The organism is Burkholderia sp. BE12 (assembly GCF_002959955.1).
GTDB lineage: Bacteria > Pseudomonadota > Gammaproteobacteria > Burkholderiales > Burkholderiaceae > Burkholderia.
In genome coordinates this window covers 1-16,284 of the sequence record NZ_PREY01000065.1, presented here as the reverse complement: position 1 = coordinate 16,284, position 16,284 = coordinate 1, and the positions used below count along the sequence as shown (strand labels likewise).

15 protein-coding genes are annotated in these 16,284 nt (G+C 66.8%); 10 read left to right on the top strand and 5 right to left on the bottom strand.

Going from position 1 to position 16,284, the window contains the following annotated elements; all coding sequences use genetic code 11:
* Positions 1–67 precede the first annotated feature (67 nt).
* Both C4B30_RS34730 and pdxY read right to left on the bottom strand, forming a co-directional pair.
* Complete coding sequence (locus C4B30_RS34730; RefSeq protein ID WP_027783967.1) at positions 68–2,212, bottom strand: phosphocholine-specific phospholipase C; 2,145 nt, start codon at positions 2,210–2,212, stop codon at positions 68–70.
* Positions 2,213–2,693: 481 nt separating this feature from the next.
* Positions 2,694–3,554, bottom strand: a complete 861-nt coding sequence (gene pdxY / locus C4B30_RS34720; RefSeq protein WP_027783968.1) for a pyridoxal kinase PdxY — start codon at positions 3,552–3,554, stop codon at positions 2,694–2,696.
* A 184-nt stretch (positions 3,555–3,738) separates the two neighbouring features.
* Between pdxY and C4B30_RS34715 the strand changes: the two genes are divergently transcribed.
* The gene (locus C4B30_RS34715; RefSeq protein WP_027783969.1) at positions 3,739–4,800 is read left to right on the top strand and encodes an alpha/beta fold hydrolase; all 1,062 of its coding nucleotides are present in this window, start codon (positions 3,739–3,741) and stop codon (positions 4,798–4,800) included.
* A gap of 30 nt (positions 4,801–4,830) precedes the next feature.
* Here the strand turns inward: C4B30_RS34715 and C4B30_RS34710 are convergent, their stop codons facing one another.
* Positions 4,831–5,829: an LLM class flavin-dependent oxidoreductase gene (locus tag C4B30_RS34710; RefSeq protein WP_027783970.1), complete on the bottom strand. Its 999-nt coding sequence runs from the start codon at positions 5,827–5,829 to the stop codon at positions 4,831–4,833.
* A 637-nt stretch (positions 5,830–6,466) separates the two neighbouring features.
* Between C4B30_RS34710 and hpnI the strand changes: the two genes are divergently transcribed.
* The 5 genes from hpnI to C4B30_RS34685 all read left to right on the top strand — a co-directional run bounded on the left by hpnI (position 6,467) and on the right by C4B30_RS34685 (position 11,795).
* Complete coding sequence (gene hpnI, locus C4B30_RS34705; RefSeq protein ID WP_027783971.1) at positions 6,467–7,642, top strand: bacteriohopanetetrol glucosamine biosynthesis glycosyltransferase HpnI; 1,176 nt, start codon at positions 6,467–6,469, stop codon at positions 7,640–7,642.
* A 130-nt stretch (positions 7,643–7,772) separates the two neighbouring features.
* Positions 7,773–9,215 carry a hopanoid biosynthesis associated radical SAM protein HpnJ gene (gene hpnJ, locus C4B30_RS34700; RefSeq protein ID WP_373558184.1) on the top strand — a complete coding sequence of 481 codons (1,443 nt, stop codon included), beginning with the start codon at positions 7,773–7,775 and terminating at the stop codon, positions 9,213–9,215.
* 3 nt (positions 9,216–9,218) lie between these two features.
* A complete protein-coding gene (gene hpnK, locus C4B30_RS34695; RefSeq protein WP_027783973.1) occupies positions 9,219–10,103 on the top strand; it encodes a hopanoid biosynthesis-associated protein HpnK in 885 nt (294 codons plus the stop codon).
* Entirely contained in the window at positions 10,100–11,149 is a 1,050-nt protein-coding gene (locus C4B30_RS34690) for an HpnL family protein (RefSeq protein WP_105133674.1), read from the top strand. Before hpnK ends, C4B30_RS34690 begins: the two co-directional genes overlap by 4 nt.
* 88 nt (positions 11,150–11,237) lie before the next feature.
* A complete protein-coding gene (locus C4B30_RS34685) occupies positions 11,238–11,795 on the top strand; it encodes a hypothetical protein (RefSeq protein WP_027783975.1) in 558 nt (185 codons plus the stop codon).
* Between the two features lie 3 nt (positions 11,796–11,798).
* Here the strand turns inward: C4B30_RS34685 and C4B30_RS34680 are convergent, their stop codons facing one another.
* Positions 11,799–12,095, bottom strand: a complete 297-nt coding sequence (locus tag C4B30_RS34680) for a BrnA antitoxin family protein (protein WP_027783976.1) — start codon at positions 12,093–12,095, stop codon at positions 11,799–11,801.
* Positions 12,079–12,375 (bottom strand): BrnT family toxin, encoded by a 297-nt coding sequence (locus C4B30_RS36350; protein WP_027783977.1) that lies wholly within the window; start codon positions 12,373–12,375, stop codon positions 12,079–12,081. The genes C4B30_RS34680 and C4B30_RS36350 overlap by 17 nt, the downstream gene beginning before the upstream one ends.
* 397 nt (positions 12,376–12,772) lie before the next feature.
* Between C4B30_RS36350 and C4B30_RS34670 the strand changes: the two genes are divergently transcribed.
* Genes C4B30_RS34670 through C4B30_RS34655 form a run of 4 tightly spaced genes read left to right on the top strand, consistent with a single transcriptional unit; the run spans position 12,773 to position 16,050 of the window.
* Positions 12,773–13,462, top strand: a complete 690-nt coding sequence (locus C4B30_RS34670; RefSeq protein ID WP_006488734.1) for an ABC transporter permease — start codon at positions 12,773–12,775, stop codon at positions 13,460–13,462.
* A complete protein-coding gene (locus tag C4B30_RS34665; RefSeq protein ID WP_027783978.1) occupies positions 13,459–14,172 on the top strand; it encodes an ABC transporter permease in 714 nt (237 codons plus the stop codon). The genes C4B30_RS34670 and C4B30_RS34665 overlap by 4 nt, the downstream gene beginning before the upstream one ends.
* Before the next feature lie 20 nt (positions 14,173–14,192).
* Entirely contained in the window at positions 14,193–14,987 is a 795-nt protein-coding gene (locus C4B30_RS34660) for an ABC transporter ATP-binding protein (RefSeq protein ID WP_027783979.1), read from the top strand.
* 22 nt (positions 14,988–15,009) lie between these two features.
* Positions 15,010–16,050 carry a GlxA family transcriptional regulator gene (locus C4B30_RS34655; protein ID WP_105133673.1) on the top strand — a complete coding sequence of 347 codons (1,041 nt, stop codon included), beginning with the start codon at positions 15,010–15,012 and terminating at the stop codon, positions 16,048–16,050.
* The last annotated feature ends 234 nt before the right edge of the window (positions 16,051–16,284 follow it).

The following is a 16,284-nucleotide window of genomic DNA, read 5'->3' as shown; positions in this document are numbered from 1 at the left end:
GAAGGGGGGCGGAGCGGGGCAAACGCAGCGGCGCGGCCCACCGGGGCCGCGCCGCGTCGGGTCGGCGTCAGTCGGACAGGGCGTCCGATGCGGCTTCCGCGTCGTCGTGCGATGCGGTCGTGCGGATCAGCGGGTCACTGGTGCTCGGGCGGCCCGTTTCGACGTGGCCCGCGAAGCGGCGCAGGAAGCCCAGCAGCCGGCCGTCGCTGACGGTCAGGTCGTACCAGCCGTGGCTGCCGCGCAGGTCCCAGTAATCGTCGACGTGCGCGCCCGGCGCGAGGTCGAACGTGCGCGCGTGACCGTGGCCGTACGCGTTCGTGACCTTGAGCCGCACGGCCTTGTGGCCGCGGTTCATCAGGCGCAGCGTGATGTTGCCGTTCGCGACGTCGTAGCCGTAGATCACCTCGGGGTTGACGTTCGCGCTGCCGACGCCGGTCGCGAACGGGCCGCGGAAATGGCAGTAGAAGCCGTTCGGGCCGTACACGTCGAGGTCGTACAGGCCGAGCGACGCGGCGGCGCTCCACGTGTCGGCGACGCGTTTGCCGGCTTCGACCGTGTATGCCCACGGGCCGTCGACGCGATTGCGCGACTGGACCTGGAACGCCGCGCCTGCCCGGCCCGTGTTCGCGAAGGTCAGCCGGAACTGGCCGTTCGCGGCTTCGACGCGGCCGTGCACGAACAACTCGTACGGCAGCGCACGCGCCGGACGCAGCCCGGCCTCCTGTTTCGGCAGCTTCTGCAGCGCCGGCGGGACCGGGATGTAGTCGGGATGGCGCACGCGGTCGGGCGGCGCGTAGCCGCTCGTGTCGGGCAGCGTCGGCCATGCGGCGTCCGCGGTCGCGAACTCGAATGCCGACGTCAGGTCGCCGCACACCGTGCGACGCCACGGCGACACGTTGGCGGCCGTGACCGGATACTGCGCGCCGAACCGCGCCTCGATGAATTGCAGCAGCGACGTGTGATCGAAAGTCTGCGAGCAGACCCAGCCGCCCTTGGTCCACGGCGACACGACGAGCATCGGCACGCGCGGCCCCAGGCCGTACGGGCCGGCCATGTGCGATGCGTCGCCGGGGAATGCCTCGTTGGTCGTCGCGACCGTCGACAGGCCGTTGTCGCGCGACTGCGGCGCGAACGGCGGCGGCACGTGGTCGAAGAAGCCGTCGTTTTCGTCATACGTGATGAAGAGCGCGGTCTTGCTCCACACGTCGGGATTCGACACGAGCGCCTTCAGCACCTGCTCGATGTACCACGCGCCGTAGTTGGCGGGCCAGTTCGGATGCTCGGAATACGCTTCCGGCGCGCAGATCCACGACACCTGCGGCAGCGTGCCGTTCTTCACGTCCTGCTGCAGCACGTCGAACAGCGTGCCGCCGGCGCTGATGTTGGTGCCGGTACGCGCCTTGTCATACAGCGGCGTGCCGGGCAGCGCGGTGCGGTACTGGTTGAAGTAGAGCAGCGAGTTGTCGCCGTAGTTGCCGATGTACGGGTTTTGCGTCCAGCCCCACGAGCCGTTTGCGTCGAGCCCCGTGCCGACGTCCTGGTAGATCTTCCACGACACGCCGGCCTGTTCGAGCACTTCCGGATAGGTGGTCCAGCCGTAGCCCTTTTCGTCGTTGCCGAGCACCGGGCCGCCGCCCGTGCCGTCGTTGCCGACGTAGCCCGTCCACATGTAATAGCGGTTCGGATCGGTCGAGCTGGGGATCGCGCAGTGGTAGGCGTCGCAGATCGTGAACGCGTCGGCGAGCTGGTAGTGGAACGGGATGTCGTCGCGCTTCAGGTACGCCATCGTCGTGGTGCCCTTGTTCGGCACCCACTGGTCGTAGCGGCCCTTGTTCCAGGCGGCGTGCATGTCCTGCCAGCCGTGCGGCAGATCCTGCAGGAACTGCAGGCCGAGCTTGTCGGCGCCCGGGTGGAACGGCAGCAGTTCGGCCGGGCCGACCGGCTGGTGAAACACCGACTTGCCGTTCGCGAGACGCAGCGGGCGCGGGTCACCGAAGCCACGGACACCGCGCATCGTGCCGAAGTAGTGGTCGAACGAACGGTTCTCCTGCATCAGGATCACGATGTGTTCGATGTCGCGGATCGTGCCGGTGCGGCGGTTCGCGGGAATCGCGAGTGCATCGCGGATCACGGGCGGAAACAGGTTCAGCGCGGCGGCGCCGGCAGTGCCGGCGGCGACGCGCAGGAAGTCACGACGGTTCGATCGGGTCATGGTCGTTATCGTGCGTTAAAGGGGGAGCCGATTGGCGGGACCTGCGGGAACGGCGCGCGCCGGATCGCAGGATGCGGCTGCGCCGGTTCGTGCCGCCGCGAGCATAGCGAGGAATCGGTGTCATTCATGTGAAGTCCGGAAACGTTTGCACGCGTGGATCGGATCGCGGCCGGCGGTGCGTCGCCGCACGAACTGCGAGGAAGCGGCGGCGGGCCGGGCGGGCGGCGCGTGGCACGCCGGAGGAGCGGGGAGCGGCGGGACAGCGGGACAGCGGGACAGCGGGACAGCGGGACAGCGGGACAGCGGGACAGCGGGACAGCGGGACAGCGGGACAGCGGGACAGCGGGATAGCGGAATAGCGGAATAGCGGAATAGCGGAATAGCGGAATAGCGGGGCGGGAGAGGGAAGGCCAGGACGGCAGAGGACGGCAGAGGACGGCAGCGGCCAGGATGGCGATGCGCACGCGTCAGGCGTCAGGCATCAGGCGTCGGTCACCCACGCGCCGAACCATTCGCTCGGCCGCGCGATTTCGTCCTGCGCGGCGACGAGTTCGAGTTCGTAGCGGCGGGCGTCGTAGGTGGCCTTCACGACCGCATGCACGGCCGCGAGCGTGTGCTCGAACGCGGCGCGCACCGAGTCGCCGCGCAGCCGGCACGCGACGAAGATCGCGCTGGTCAGGTCGCCGACGCCGACCGGATGGCGCGGAAACGCATACAGCGGCCGCTGGCCGATCCACGCTTCGGTTTCGGTGACGGCGAGCATGTTGAAACGGTCGGCCGGGCTGTTGCGGTCGTGCAGGTGCTTGACGAGGATGATCTTCGGGCCGCGGCGGATCAGCGCCCGGCACGCGTCGACGGCTTCGGCGACGGTCTCGATGCGCCGCCCGGCGAGCTTCTGCAGTTCGGTGTGGTTCGGCGACATGCCGTCCGCGAGCGCGGGCACTTCCTGGACGATGAATTCCTCGACGCCGGGCTCGGGCCGGATGCCGCCCGTCTGGCCCATCGCCGGATCGCAGAAGTACCACGCGTTCGGATTCATCGCTTTCACCGAGCGCACGATCTCGACCGCCGCGCGTGCCTGCGGCGGCGAGCCGAGGAAGCCGGACAGCACCGCGTCGCAACGCTTGAGCGCGCCGATGGCGGCCACGCCGTCGACGAGCTGTTCCATCTTCGCGGCATCGATCGCGCTGCCGGCCCAGTGGCCGTACTGCATGTGATTCGACAGCTGGACGGTGTTGAGCGGCCAGACGTTGATGCCGAGACGCTGCATCGGGAACACGGCCGCACTGTTGCCGGCATGGCCGTAGATGACGTGCGACTGAATGCTGAGGACGTTTTTCATGGGAATTCGCCTGCACGCGTTTCAGGGTCACGTCACACGATACCCGAGTTCGTCATACGCGCGGAAGTCGCGCGGCCCCGGAGTGTTGCGCGCCGTCGTCACGCGAGCGCGTAGAATCGCGGGGCGCGACGCAGCACGGCTGCAGCCCGGCTGCCCGCGCGCGTCCCCAATCACCGTGATCGCCATGCTTTCGATTTGCAAGATGTTGTCCGTCGCGCGCGCCGCCGTGCTCGGCGCGAGTGCCGCCGCCGCATGCGCGATGCCCTTTGCGGCCATCGCCGCGACGGCCGTCGCCAACGACGGGCCCGTGTACGGCCCGCGCCTGGAAGGGTTCGCGTATCCGGCGCCCGTGCACGAGTACGCGTTCGTGTCGCAGCGCGAAACCCTCGAGATGGCGTACCTTGACGTGCAGCCCGCCCACCCGAACGGCCGCACCATCGTGCTGCTGCACGGCAAGAACTTCTGTGCGGCGACCTGGGAGGACACGATCGGCGTGCTGAGCCGCGCCGGCTATCGCGTGATCGCGCCGGACCAGATCGGCTTCTGCAAGTCGTCGAAGCCCGAGCGCTACCAGTACAGCTTCCAGCAACTCGCGCGCAACACGCACGCGCTGCTCGAATCGGTCGGCGTGAAGTCGGCGACGATCCTGGGCCACTCGACGGGCGGGATGCTCGCGATCCGCTACGCGCTGATGTATCCGAAGGCGACCGACCAGCTCGTGCTCGTGAACCCGATCGGCCTCGAGGACTGGAAGGCGCTCGGCGTGCCGCCGCTGTCGGTCGACTACTGGTATGCGCGCGAACTGAAGACCACGGCCGACGGCATCCGCCGCTACGAGCAGGGCACGTACTACGCGGGCAAGTGGTCGCCGTCGTACGAGCGCTGGGTGCAGATGCTCGCCGGGATGTATCGCGGCGCCGGCCGCGACGCGGTCGCGTGGAACTCCGCGCTGATCTACGACATGATCCTCACGCAGCCGGTGGTCTACGAATTCGGCGCGATCCGCGTGCCGACGCTGCTGATGATCGGCGACAAGGATACGACCGCGATCGGCAAGGACGTCGCGCCGCCCGACGTGCACGCGAAGCTCGGCCGCTATCCGGAGCTCGCGAAGCGCACGCAGGCCGCGATTCCCGGCGCGCAGCTCGTCGAATTCCCGGCGCTCGGACACGCGCCGCAGATCCAGGACCCGGACGCCTTCCACAAGGCGCTGCTCGACGGGCTCGAGGCCGTGCACCCGCAGTGATGCGGGGGCAGGCGGCGAGCGGCCGCGCCGTCAGCTTGCCTCGTTCGCGAGCTCGTCGCGGATCTGCGCGGTCAGCTCGAACGAGCGCAGCCGCGCGGCGTGATCGTAGATCTGCGCGGTGACGATCAGCTCGTCGGCACCCGTCTGCGCGATGCGCTCGCGCAGCTTGTCGCGCACCGTGTCGCGCGAGCCGACTGCCGCGAACGACAGCGAGTGCGCGACGGTCGCGAGTTCGAGTTCGTTCGCCTCGAGCACGTCGACGGGCGGCGGCAGCTTGCCCGGCGTGCCGCGCCGCAGGTTGATGAACTGCTGCTGCAGCGACGTGAACAGGCGCCGTGCCTCGTCGTCGGTCTCGGCCGCGAACACGTTGACGCCGACCATCGCATGCGGCTTCGGCCATGCGGCGGACGGCCGGTACTGCGCGCGATAGATCTCGAGCGCGCGCATCAAATAATCCGGCGCGAAGTGCGACGCGAACGCGAACGGCAGCCCGAGCATCGCCGCGAGCTGCGCGCTGAACAGGCTGGAGCCGAGCAGCCACACCGGCACGTCGAGCCCTGCGCCGGGCACCGCCCGCACGCGCTGGCCGGGTACCGGCTCCGCGAAGTAGCGCTGCAGCTCCGCGACGTCGTCCGGAAACGAGTCCGCGCTGCCGACCAGGTCGCGGCGCAGCGCGCGCGACGTGGTCTGGTCGGTGCCGGGCGCGCGGCCGAGGCCGAGGTCGATGCGCCCCGGATACAGCGACGCGAGCGTGCCGAACTGCTCGGCGATCACGAGCGGCGCATGGTTCGGCAGCATGATGCCGCCCGAGCCGACCCGGATCGTCTGCGTGGCGCCCGCGACGTGGCCGATCACGACCGAGGTGGCCGCACTCGCGATCCCCGGCATGTTGTGATGCTCGGCCAGCCAGTAGCGCCGGTAGCCCCAGCGCTCCGCGTGCTGCGCGAGGTCGACGGTATTACGGAACGCTTGCGAGGCGTCGGCGCCGGCCGGAATGGGGGCGAGATCGAGTACGGAAAAAGGTGTCATCGGAAGACCTTCGAAACGGGGTGGCGTGGTGATGCGCTTACGCAACAAACGCCAAGGATTTTGCCAAAGGGTTCCGGAACGTGCTGGCGGCGCACGGATACCCATGCGCCTTACAGGGGTGCAGGGTTGCTTGCGGCGATCGTTGCAAAAATCAATCTAATCGCTGATTAATTACCAAACTTTACGGCGATTGGAAATGAAACCGCATCGACATACAAATTTGCACGAAACGTTTGATTTTCAAGACTGCAATACGCCTGCAAAGTGCTTACGCTAACGTGAACGTGGCCGGGCCGATCGGGTTCGTCGACCGCTCAGCTTTGCCGGAATCGCACTAGTCCGTTTCTCGTAGCGCCGAGCGCAGGGCGGCGCGGACTGCTAAAATCCGGCGCCTGCCCATGTTGTGCCGATGGAGCCATTCGAGTCTTCCCGCATGCCGTCCTGGCGCTGCGCGGGGATACGCCACGCGAAGCCGGGCATGGCCGAACCCGAACCACGGGTCGTGCCTCCCCATTACAGACGCTGCTGGAACAAGGAGTCGGGTCGTGCCCGCGTTCGTCGTTGTCGGAAAACCGCATCACGCTCAATCACGTTCGAGCGTTCGCCATGGCGCCCAGGTCGCCCGGAGGCGTCGCGCATGACGCCCACCGCAACGCTGCTCGACTGGCTCCTGATCGCGTTCACGCTGGCCGCGGCCGGCTATGCGCTCGTCGCGGCCTTCGCGCCGCGGCCGCGCACGCCGCGCACGGCGGCGCGCGACGGCTTCGAGCCGGTCAGCGTGCTCAAGCCGCTGTGCGGCGCCGAGCCGCACCTGTACGAAAACCTCGCGACCTTCTGCGTGCAGCGCCATCCTCGCCACGAGGTGCTGTTCGGCGTCGCATCGTCCGCCGATCCGGCTATCGCCATCGTCGAGCGGCTGCGCGCCGATCATCCGGAGTGCGACATCACGCTCGTGATCGACGCGCGCGTGCATGGCAAGAACCTGAAGGTCAGCAACCTGATCAATCTCGCCGCGCGCGCGAAATACGGCCGCATCGTGATCGCGGACAGCGACATCGCGGTGCAGCCCGACTATCTGGAGCGCGTGACGGCGCCGCTCGCCGACGCGTCGGTCGGGGTCGTCACGTGCCTGTATCATGCGCGCAGCGTCGGCGGCTTCTGGACGCGGATCGGCGCGCAGTTCGTCGATGCCTGGTTCGCGCCGTCGGTGCGGATCACGCACCTCGGCCGCTCGAGCCGCTTCGGCTTCGGCGCGACGCTCGCGCTCACGCGCGACACGCTCGACCGGATCGGCGGTCTCTTCGCGCTGAAGGACGAGCTGGCCGACGATTTCTGGCTGGCCGAGCTGCCGCGCCGCCTCGGGCGGCGCACCGTGCTGTCGGAGGTCGAGGTCGCGACCGACGTGATCGAACCGTCGTTCGGGCCGCTCTGGCACCGCGAGACGCGCTGGCTGCGCACGATTCGTTCGCTGAACCCGGCCGGCTTCGCGTTCCTGTTCATTACGTTTACCGTGCCGTGGCTCGCGATCGGCGCGGCGCTCGCATTGCGCCTCGACGGCACCTTCGCCGGCTGGCTGGCGGGCGGCGCGGCCGCGGTCGGCGCATTCGGGCGGCTCGTGCTGCATGCGCGCGGCGAGGACGGCTGGCGCGCGTTCTGGCGCGACCTGCCGCTCGTCGCGGTGCGCGACACGCTGCTCGCGCTCGAGTGGCTCGCGGCCGCGTTCGGCACGCACGTCGTGTGGCGCGGCGCGAGAATGACGGTCGTCGGCGGCGAACGCGCGACGGCGGCCGTGGAAGCAGTGGACGGCCGCTAGGGCCGTCGATCGAACCGGCCCGCGGGCCGAGCGCGTCGCAGGCGAAGGCGCGCGGCGCGACATGACAGAGAGGCGGGCGCCGGCATGGCGGCCGCGGTTTTTTGACTGATTCGTTGTAACGAAACGAACTATGCAGGCTACCGGAGCATTCATGAAAACGCTGTTCTTGCAGGCCCCTTCGTATGACGGCTTCGACGGCGGAGCCGGCTCGCGCTATCAGGCGAAGCGCGAAATCCGTTCCTTCTGGTATCCGACCTGGCTCGCGCAGCCGGCCGCCCTCGTGCCGGGCAGCCGCGTCGTCGACGCACCGGCCGACGGCCTGTCGGTCGACGAAACGCTGAAAATCGCCAACGACTACGATCTCGTGATCATTCACACGAGCACGCCGTCGTTCCCGACCGATGCGATGTTCGCGCAGGATCTCAAGAAGATGAAGCCGACGATGCTGGTCGGCATGGTGGGCGCGAAGGTGATGGTCGATCCGCACAACTCGCTCACGGCGAGCGACGCGATCGATTTCGTGTGTCGCGAGGAATTCGACTACACCTGCAAGGAAATCGCCGAAGGCAAGCCGTTCCCCGAGATCCAGGGCTTGAGCTGGCGCGCGAAGGACGGCTCGATCGAGCACAACGAAGCGCGTCCGATCCTCGAGAACATGGACGAACTGCCGTTCGTCGCGCCCGTCTACAAGCGCGACCTGAAGATCGACAACTACTTCATCGGCTACCTGAACTATCCGTACGTATCGATCTACACGGGCCGCGGCTGCAAGTCGCGCTGCACGTTCTGCCTGTGGCCGCAGACGGTCAGCGGCCATCGGTACCGCACGCGCTCGGTCGAGAACGTGCTCGCGGAAGCGAAGTGGATCCGCGACAACATGCCGGAAGTGAAGGAACTGATGTTCGACGACGACACCTTCACCGACGACCTGCCGCGCGCCGAAGCCATCGCCGTTGGCCTGGGCAAGCTCGGCATGACGTGGTCGTGCAACGCGAAGGCCAACGTGCCGTACAAGTCGCTGAAGATCATGAAGGAAAACGGCCTGCGCCTGCTGCTGGTCGGCTTCGAATCGGGCGACGACCAGATCCTCGTGAACATCAAGAAGGGCGTGCGCACCGATTTCGCGCGCCGCTTCAGCGCGGACTGCAAGAAGCTCGGCATCAAGATCCACGGCACCTTCATTCTCGGCCTGCCGGGCGAGACGCAGGAGACCATCAAGAAGACGATCGAGTATGCGAAGGAAATCAATCCGCACACGATCCAGGTCTCGCTCGCCGCCCCGTATCCGGGCACGACGCTCTACAAGCAGGCCGTGGAAAACGGCTGGATGGAAGAGAACAAGACCATCAACCTGGTGAGCAAGGAAGGCGTGCAGCTCGCGGCGATCGGCTACGCGCATCTGTCGCGCGACGAGATCTATCACCACCTCGAGCAGTTCTATCGCCAGTTCTACTTCCGTCCGTCGAAGATCTGGGAGATCGTGCGCGAGATGCTGACGAGCTGGGACATGATGAAGCGCCGCCTGCGCGAAGGTGTCGAGTTCTTCCGCTTCCTGCGCGCGCACGAGGCCTGATTCGTGGCGACGCAGCGGGCGGCGCGGGCGCTGATCTTCACCGCGGACGACTTCGGGCTGCATCCGCGCGTCAACGCGGCGGTCGAGCGTGCGCACCGCGACGGCGTGCTGAACGCCGCCAGCCTGATGGTGGGTGCGCCCGCGGCGCAGGATGCGATCGAACGCGCGCGGCGGCTGCCGTCGCTCGCGGTCGGCCTGCATCTGGTGCTCGCGGACGGGCCGGCCACGCTGCCCGCGCATGACATTCCCGCGCTCGTCGGCCCCGACGGGCGATTCGGCGACGCGATGGCGAAGGACGGCTGTCGCTTCTTCTTCCTGCCGCACGTTCGTGCGCAACTGCGCCGCGAAATCCGTGCGCAGTTCGATGCGTTCGCGGCGAGCGGCCTGCCGCTCGACCACGTGAACGCGCACAAGCATTTCCATCTGCATCCGACCGTGCTGTCGATGATCGTCGAGATCGGCCGCGACTACGGGCTGCGCGCGGTGCGGCTGCCGTACGAAACCGGCGCGCCCGCGCTGCTCAAGCCGTGGATCGCGCTGGTGCGCGCGCGGCTCGACCGGGCCGGGCTCGCGCACAACGACTACGTGGTCGGCATCGAGCATACGGGCGCGATGGACGAGGCCGTGCTGCTCGACGCGCTCGCGAAGCTCCCGCCGGGCGTCGGCGAGATCTACTGCCATCCGGCCGAAGCCGGCGACGGCCCGATCACGCCGACGATGGCCGGCTACCGTCCCGCCGACGAACTGGATGCGCTGCTGTCGCCGCGCGTCGCCGCCGCGCTGAAGGCGGCGGGCGTCGCGACCGGCGGCTTTGCCGACGTGTTCGGCGAGCCCGCGGCACGGCGCGGCGCGCACGCGTCGCGCGCACCGGGAGCGCAGCCGTCATGAGCAAGTGGATCAAGTGGCTCGGCTGGCCGATCGGCATCGGCATCCTGCTCGCGCTGGGGTTGCACGAAGGCATCGGCGACGTGTCGCAGATGCTCGCGCGCGCCGGCTACGCGCTGCTGTGGCTGGTGCCGTTCCACGCGCTGCCGCTGCTGCTCGATGCGTACGGTTGGCACCTGCTGCTCGACCGGCGCAGCTCGCTGCCGTTCCTGTGGTGGATCGCGACCGTGCGCGAGGCCGTGAACCGGCTGCTGCCCGTGGTCGGGATCGGCGGCGAGATCGTCGGCATCCGGCTCGCGCGCTGGCAGGTGCCCGACGCGAGCCGTGTGACTGCGTCGGTGATCGTCGAGGTGCTCGTGACGATCGTCGTGCAGTATGCGTTCGCGGCGCTCGGCCTCGTGCTGCTGCTCGCGACGACCGACAACATGGGCGGCGGCACGATCAGCCTCGCGCTGTTGCTGACGCTGCCGTTGCCGGTGCTCGGCGTGGTGCTGATGCGGCGCGGCGGTATCTTCCATGCGATCGAGCGTTTCGCGGGCCGCCTGCTCGGCGATTCGCATCGGCTGCTGCAGGGCGTCGACGGTCGCCGGCTCGACGCCGACATCGATTCGCTGATGTCGCGCACGGGCCTGCTGTTCAGCACCTTCTTCTGGCAACTGGCCGGCTACGTGCTCGGTGCGCTCGAGATCTACTGGGCGCTCGCGCTGCTCGGCCATCCGGTGTCGATCGGCGGCGCGATCGCGATCGAGGCGATGACGCAGGCGGTGCGGCATGCGGCGTTCATGGTGCCGGGCGGGCTTGGCGTGCAGGAAGCGACCGTCGTACTGCTCGCGCAGATGTTCGGCGTCGACCGCGAGGCGGCGCTGTCGCTCGCGGTGGTCAAGCGCGGGCGCGAGGTGCTGTTCGGTTGCCTCGCGCTCGGCTCGTGGCAGCTTGCCGAGCTGATGCGCACGCGCCGCCGTCTGGGCGTGCCGTCGGCCGGGCCGCGCACGCCGCCGCCGGCGAACCGGGCGTCCGAAACCCGGACCGAAACCGAAACGACGCATTGAACACGAGACGGGCCGCACGGCCCGTCTCGCGCTTTTGGCGCCGCGCGGGTATCCTTGCCGCGTGTTTTCTCCACGCGCATTCCTTCCGATGATCTTCCGTTTCCGGCTGCTTTCAGTAACGATGCTGGCCGCCGCGCTGGTGCTGACTGGCTGCGACGACAAGCAAGGCGAGTTCAACGTGCAACGTATCAGGGACTTCTTCAACGCGATCAAGCCCGCGCCGCTGCTGCTGAAGGGGCTGAAGGTCGGCGAATCGACCGAGGCCGATGTGCGCGGCACGATGGGCAAGCCCGAGACCGAGCGCACGTTCACTGACGGCTCGAAGCGTCTCGAATATCCGCGCGGCCCGATGGGCAACCAGACCTGGTTCGTCGACCTCGATGCGAACGGGCGCTACACGGGCGCGACGCAGGTGCTGACCGCCGAGAATTTCGCGAAAGTGCGCCCGGGGATGAACGAGGACGAGGTGCGACGCCTGCTCGGCAAGCCCGGCGACATCGCGCAATATCCGCTGAAGCCCGAGACGGTCTGGAGCTGGCGCTGGCTCGAGGACGGTGTCAACACCGACGCGTTCTTCAACGTCCATTTCGGCCCGGACGGGCTCGTCTATACGACTTCGCGCTCCGACATCCTGAAAGGGCGGTGACGTTCACGCGCGGCGCTTCTTCAGCCAGTCGCGCAGCGCGTCGTTCATGCGCGTCTGCCAGCCGGGGCCGTCCGCCCGAAACGCGGCGAGGATGTCGGCGTCGTAGCGGATGCTGACCTGCTCCTTCGGGTGCTCGAGCTTCGGGCGCCCGAACTTCTTCGCGACGACCTCGACGAACGGCTCCATCGCATCGATTTCTTCGTCGCTGAGTTCATGGGCATCCGGATCGGCGGCGATGCCGCGTGCGATCGCTGCTTCTTCCTCGGGCGTGTTGCGTATGAATTTAACCGCCTTCTTCATATCGAATCATCTCTCGGTTGTTGGCTTTTCGCAGGCTGACGATACGCAGCGCGCGGCCGCGCGGGACGACGATCGCCGTGTGAAGGCGCGTGCCGATCGGCACCAGACAGATCCAGCGCGCCTCGCCGTAATCGCGACGGACGTCCGGCCACACGCGCGCTGCTTCCCACTCGGCGAATTCGGCCATTCGCAGCGATATGCCGTGTTTCAGTCGGTTCGACAGATCCTTGGCATCGTCGAAAATGAACGGAATTTCGACTAATTGTGGATGCGAAAACATGAGGTGGCAAGAGGTTTTTGTAGATGCGAAAATGGGGCGTCGCCGCGGCTGACATCGAATCGGCGTGCATCGCGTGGCGGGCATGAGCGAGCGATTGTGTGGCGTGGGGCCGCACATGCCCATTCGGCTCGATGGCCAGTTCGCGGCTATATCGAAAAAGCGACCGGAAAATTGCAAAAAGCCCGCTTCCCGGCGTGTCATGAGACTGTCAGGGAGCGGTTTTTTTCCTTTTGAAACAGTGGCGTAGGCCGTACACGCAAATGGTGGGACGAATTGCTGCGGCGCAGCAACCGCGCGCACGGTGATTTGAGGCAATCAATTTCGCTTGCGACTATCCGCGTCAGCCCGGCGCGGGACACGCATACGCGTCGGCATTCATTCAATTCTGGAGACGCGCGTGTTCCTTTACGGCTTTGGTCCTGTCCTCTGGGCCGGCACCGTGCAGACCATCGAGCTGTCGGTGCTGTCGCTCGCCACCGCGGTGGCGCTGGGGCTGATCGGCGCGGTGGCGAAGCTGTCGCACAACCGGGTGCTGCGAGCGATCGCGACCGGTTATACGACGCTGATCCGCTCGGTGCCCGATCTCGTGCTGATGCTGCTGCTGTTCTACAGCATCCAGATCTGGCTGAACCAGTTCACCGACCTCGTCGGCTGGAACCAGATCGACATCGATCCATTCGTGGCCGGCGTGCTGACGCTCGGCTTCATCTACGGCGCGTACTTCACCGAAACGTTTCGCGGCGCGTTCCTGTCGGTGCCGCGCGGCCAGCTCGAAGCCGGCGCGGCTTACGGGATGAGCGGCGCGCGCGTGTTCGCGCGAATCATGTTTCCGCAGATGATGCGCTTCGCGCTGCCGGGCATCGGCAACAACTGGCAGGTGCTCGTGAAGGCGACCGCGCTGGTGTCGATCATCGGTCTCGCGGACGTCGTGAAGGCCGCGCAGGACGCCGGCAAGAGCACGTTCAACATGTTCTTCTTCATCCTCGTCGCGGCGCTGATCTATCTCGCGATCACGACCGTCTCCAACCTCGTGCTGATCCAGCTCGAGAAGCGTTATTCCATGGGCGTGCGGCACGCAGAACTATGATCGAGATCCTCCAGGAATTCGGCAAGGCGTTCCTTTTCTGGGACGGCCAGCGCCTGTCCGGCCTCGCGGTGACGCTGTGGCTGCTCGTTGCGTCGATTTCGTTCGGCTTCGTGTGCGCGGTGCCGCTCGCGGTCGCGCGCGTGTCGAAGAAGAAGTGGGTGTCGATGCCCGTGCGGTTCTACACGTACGTGTTCCGCGGCACGCCGCTCTACGTGCAGTTGCTGCTGATGTACACGGGCATGTACAGCCTCGAGTTCGTGCGCTCGCACTCGCTGCTCGACGCGTTTTTCCGCAGCGGGTTCAATTGCGCGATTCTCGCGTTCGCGCTGAATACCTGCGCATACACCACCGAGATCTTCGCCGGTGCGATCAGGGCGATCCCGCACGGCGAGGTCGAGGCGGCGCGCGCGTACGGGATGACGCCGTTCACGATGTACCGCCGCGTGATCCTGCCGTCGGCGCTGCGCCGCGCGCTGCCGCTGTACAGCAACGAGGTGATCCTGATGCTGCACGCGACGACCGTCGCGTTCACGGCGACCGTGCCGGACATCCTGAAGGTCGCGCGCGATGCCAATTCCGCGACCTACATGGCGTTCCAGTCGTTCGGGATCGCCGCGCTGATCTATCTTGCGGTATCTTTCGCACTCGTCGCGGCGTTTCGCCGCGCGGAGCGCCACTGGCTTGCGTATCTCGCGGCCGCCCGTCATTGAATTCACTCGAGGAGAGCCAGTTGGCCGAGATCACTCAAACGAGCGCTGCCACCAAGCTTGCGGCGCTCGACATCCACAAGCGCTATGGCGACAACGAGGTGCTCAAGGGCGTGTCGCTGAACGCGAAGGCCGGTGACGTCATCAGCATCATCGGCGCGAGCGGTTCGGGCAAGAGCACGTTCCTGCGCTGCATCAATTTCCTCGAGCGGCCGAATGCGGGGCAGATCGTCGTCGACGGCGAGGCCGTGCGCACGAAGACCGACCGCGCCGGTGCGCTCGAAGTCGCCGATCACAAGCAGCTGCAGCGCATTCGCACGAAGCTCGCGATGGTGTTCCAGCATTTCAACTTGTGGGCGCACATGAACGTGCTCGAGAACGTGATGGAAGCGCCCGTGCACGTGCTCGGCATTTCGAAGAAGGACGCCGAGGAGCGTGCGCGCGCGTATCTCGAGAAAGTCGGCCTCGCACCGCGCGTCGAGAAGCAGTATCCGTCGCATCTGTCCGGCGGCCAGCAGCAGCGCGTGGCGATTGCGCGCGCGCTCGCGATGCATCCGGACGTGATGCTGTTCGACGAGCCGACCTCCGCGCTCGACCCGGAACTCGTCGGCGAAGTGCTGAAGGTGATGCAGAAGCTGGCCGAGGAAGGCCGCACGATGATCGTCGTCACGCACGAGATGGGATTCGCGCGCAACGTGTCGAACCACGTGATGTTCCTGCATCAGGGGCGGACCGAGGAAGAGGGCGATCCGAAGGAAGTGCTGGTGCGCCCGCAGAGCGAGCGGCTCAAGCAGTTCCTGTCGGGCAGCCTCAAGTAACGCGACGGGGCAGGTTTCAGCCGTGGTACCGGTGTCCCGTCCCGCAGGCGCCACCCGCACGATGCAGGTGGCGATCGTTGCATTGCCGCCCGTGTCGATGTCGGGTGTGGGTCCGATCGTCGATGCGCTGAATCTCGCGAACGAGATCGACGGACGGCTTTTGTACCGCTGGCAGGTGTGTTCGTGGGACGGGCGACCGGTGTCGCTCGCGGGCGGCGCGCAATGGCATGCCGATGCGGCGTTCAACGATGCGATTGCGTGCGACTGGTTGATCGTCGTGTCGGAGCGGTTCCAGCAGTTTGCCGATTACCGGTTGTTTCTCGCGAGTCTCGCTCGGGTCGGGCAGCGCACGCCCGTCGTGACCGGCATTCACCACGGCGTGTGGTGGCTCGCGATGGCGGGGCAGCTTTCCGGGTATCGCGTGAGCGTGAACTGGGAGACGTATCAGCAGTTTGCCGAGCAATTCGAGCGGTCGATCGTCACGCAGCAGATCTTCGAGATCGATCGCGATCGGGCGACCTGTGCCGGTGGGCAGGCGACCGTCGATTTCATGCTGGCCATGATTGGCCGGGAACATGGGGCGGACCTCGCGGAGCGGATTGCCGATGCGTTGGGGGTCGGGGCGCTGCGCAGCGGCGAGGAGCGGCAGCGGATTCCTTTCGTTACGGCGCCGGGCGAGCGGCATCCTCGGTTGAATGACGCGTTGCTGTTGATGGAGGCCAATGTCGAGGATCCGTTGACGACCGATGAGATCGCCGGGTTGGTCGGCGTGTCGCGCCGACAGTTGGAGCGGCTCTTTCGGCAGTATCTCGGGGCGATGCCCTCCAAGTATTACCTCAATCTTCGGTTGCTCAAGGCGAGGACGCAGTTGCAGCGGACCAGTAAGTCCGTCGTTCAAGTGTCGCTCGCCTGTGGGTTTTCTTCTGCTGCGCATTTTTCTAATGCTTATCGGGAGAGGTTCGGCGTCACGCCGCGGGAGGATCGGCGAGCCTGGCTCGAAAAGCAGACCGGCGGGGGCAGTGAACCTCGGGGAGGGGCGCTCGTCGAGCGGGGGAAGGATTGAGGTTGGTTTTGGTTTGGTTTTGGTTTTGGTTTGTTTGGCGGTGTGCTTGCGGTTTTCGTGAAATGCCCGTAATCGTGTCGGTCTATTAGCGTCGCCCCTGCGCGGGGGGAGGTATCCGGAATTTCGTGTGTGAGGCGGGTTGAGATTCAGACTCCAATGTTGAATCGTTCCGGGTAAAGCAGTGCGAACTGCGTCATCGCGCTCTTCCAATCGTGCCGGGAGCCGGTCCACTTG

Excerpts from the sequence above, each read along its gene's own strand:
- C4B30_RS34715 (WP_027783969.1), top strand. The coding sequence starts at position 3,739 with ATGCTTTCGATTTGCAAGATGTTGTCCGTCGCGCGCGCCGCCGTGCTC.
- C4B30_RS34710 (WP_027783970.1), bottom strand. The coding sequence starts at position 5,829 with ATGACACCTTTTTCCGTACTCGATCTCGCCCCCATTCCGGCCGGCGCC.
- C4B30_RS34680 (WP_027783976.1), bottom strand. The coding sequence starts at position 12,095 with ATGAAGAAGGCGGTTAAATTCATACGCAACACGCCCGAGGAAGAAGCA.
- C4B30_RS34730 (WP_027783967.1), bottom strand. The coding sequence starts at position 2,212 with ATGACCCGATCGAACCGTCGTGACTTCCTGCGCGTCGCCGCCGGCACT.
- hpnI (WP_027783971.1), top strand. The coding sequence starts at position 6,467 with ATGACGCCCACCGCAACGCTGCTCGACTGGCTCCTGATCGCGTTCACG.
- hpnJ (WP_373558184.1), top strand. The coding sequence starts at position 7,773 with ATGCAGGCTACCGGAGCATTCATGAAAACGCTGTTCTTGCAGGCCCCT.
- C4B30_RS34685 (WP_027783975.1), top strand. The coding sequence starts at position 11,238 with ATGATCTTCCGTTTCCGGCTGCTTTCAGTAACGATGCTGGCCGCCGCG.
- C4B30_RS36350 (WP_027783977.1), bottom strand. The coding sequence starts at position 12,375 with ATGTTTTCGCATCCACAATTAGTCGAAATTCCGTTCATTTTCGACGAT.
- pdxY (WP_027783968.1), bottom strand. The coding sequence starts at position 3,554 with ATGAAAAACGTCCTCAGCATTCAGTCGCACGTCATCTACGGCCATGCC.
- C4B30_RS34690 (WP_105133674.1), top strand. The coding sequence starts at position 10,100 with ATGAGCAAGTGGATCAAGTGGCTCGGCTGGCCGATCGGCATCGGCATC.
- C4B30_RS34665 (WP_027783978.1), top strand. The coding sequence starts at position 13,459 with ATGATCGAGATCCTCCAGGAATTCGGCAAGGCGTTCCTTTTCTGGGAC.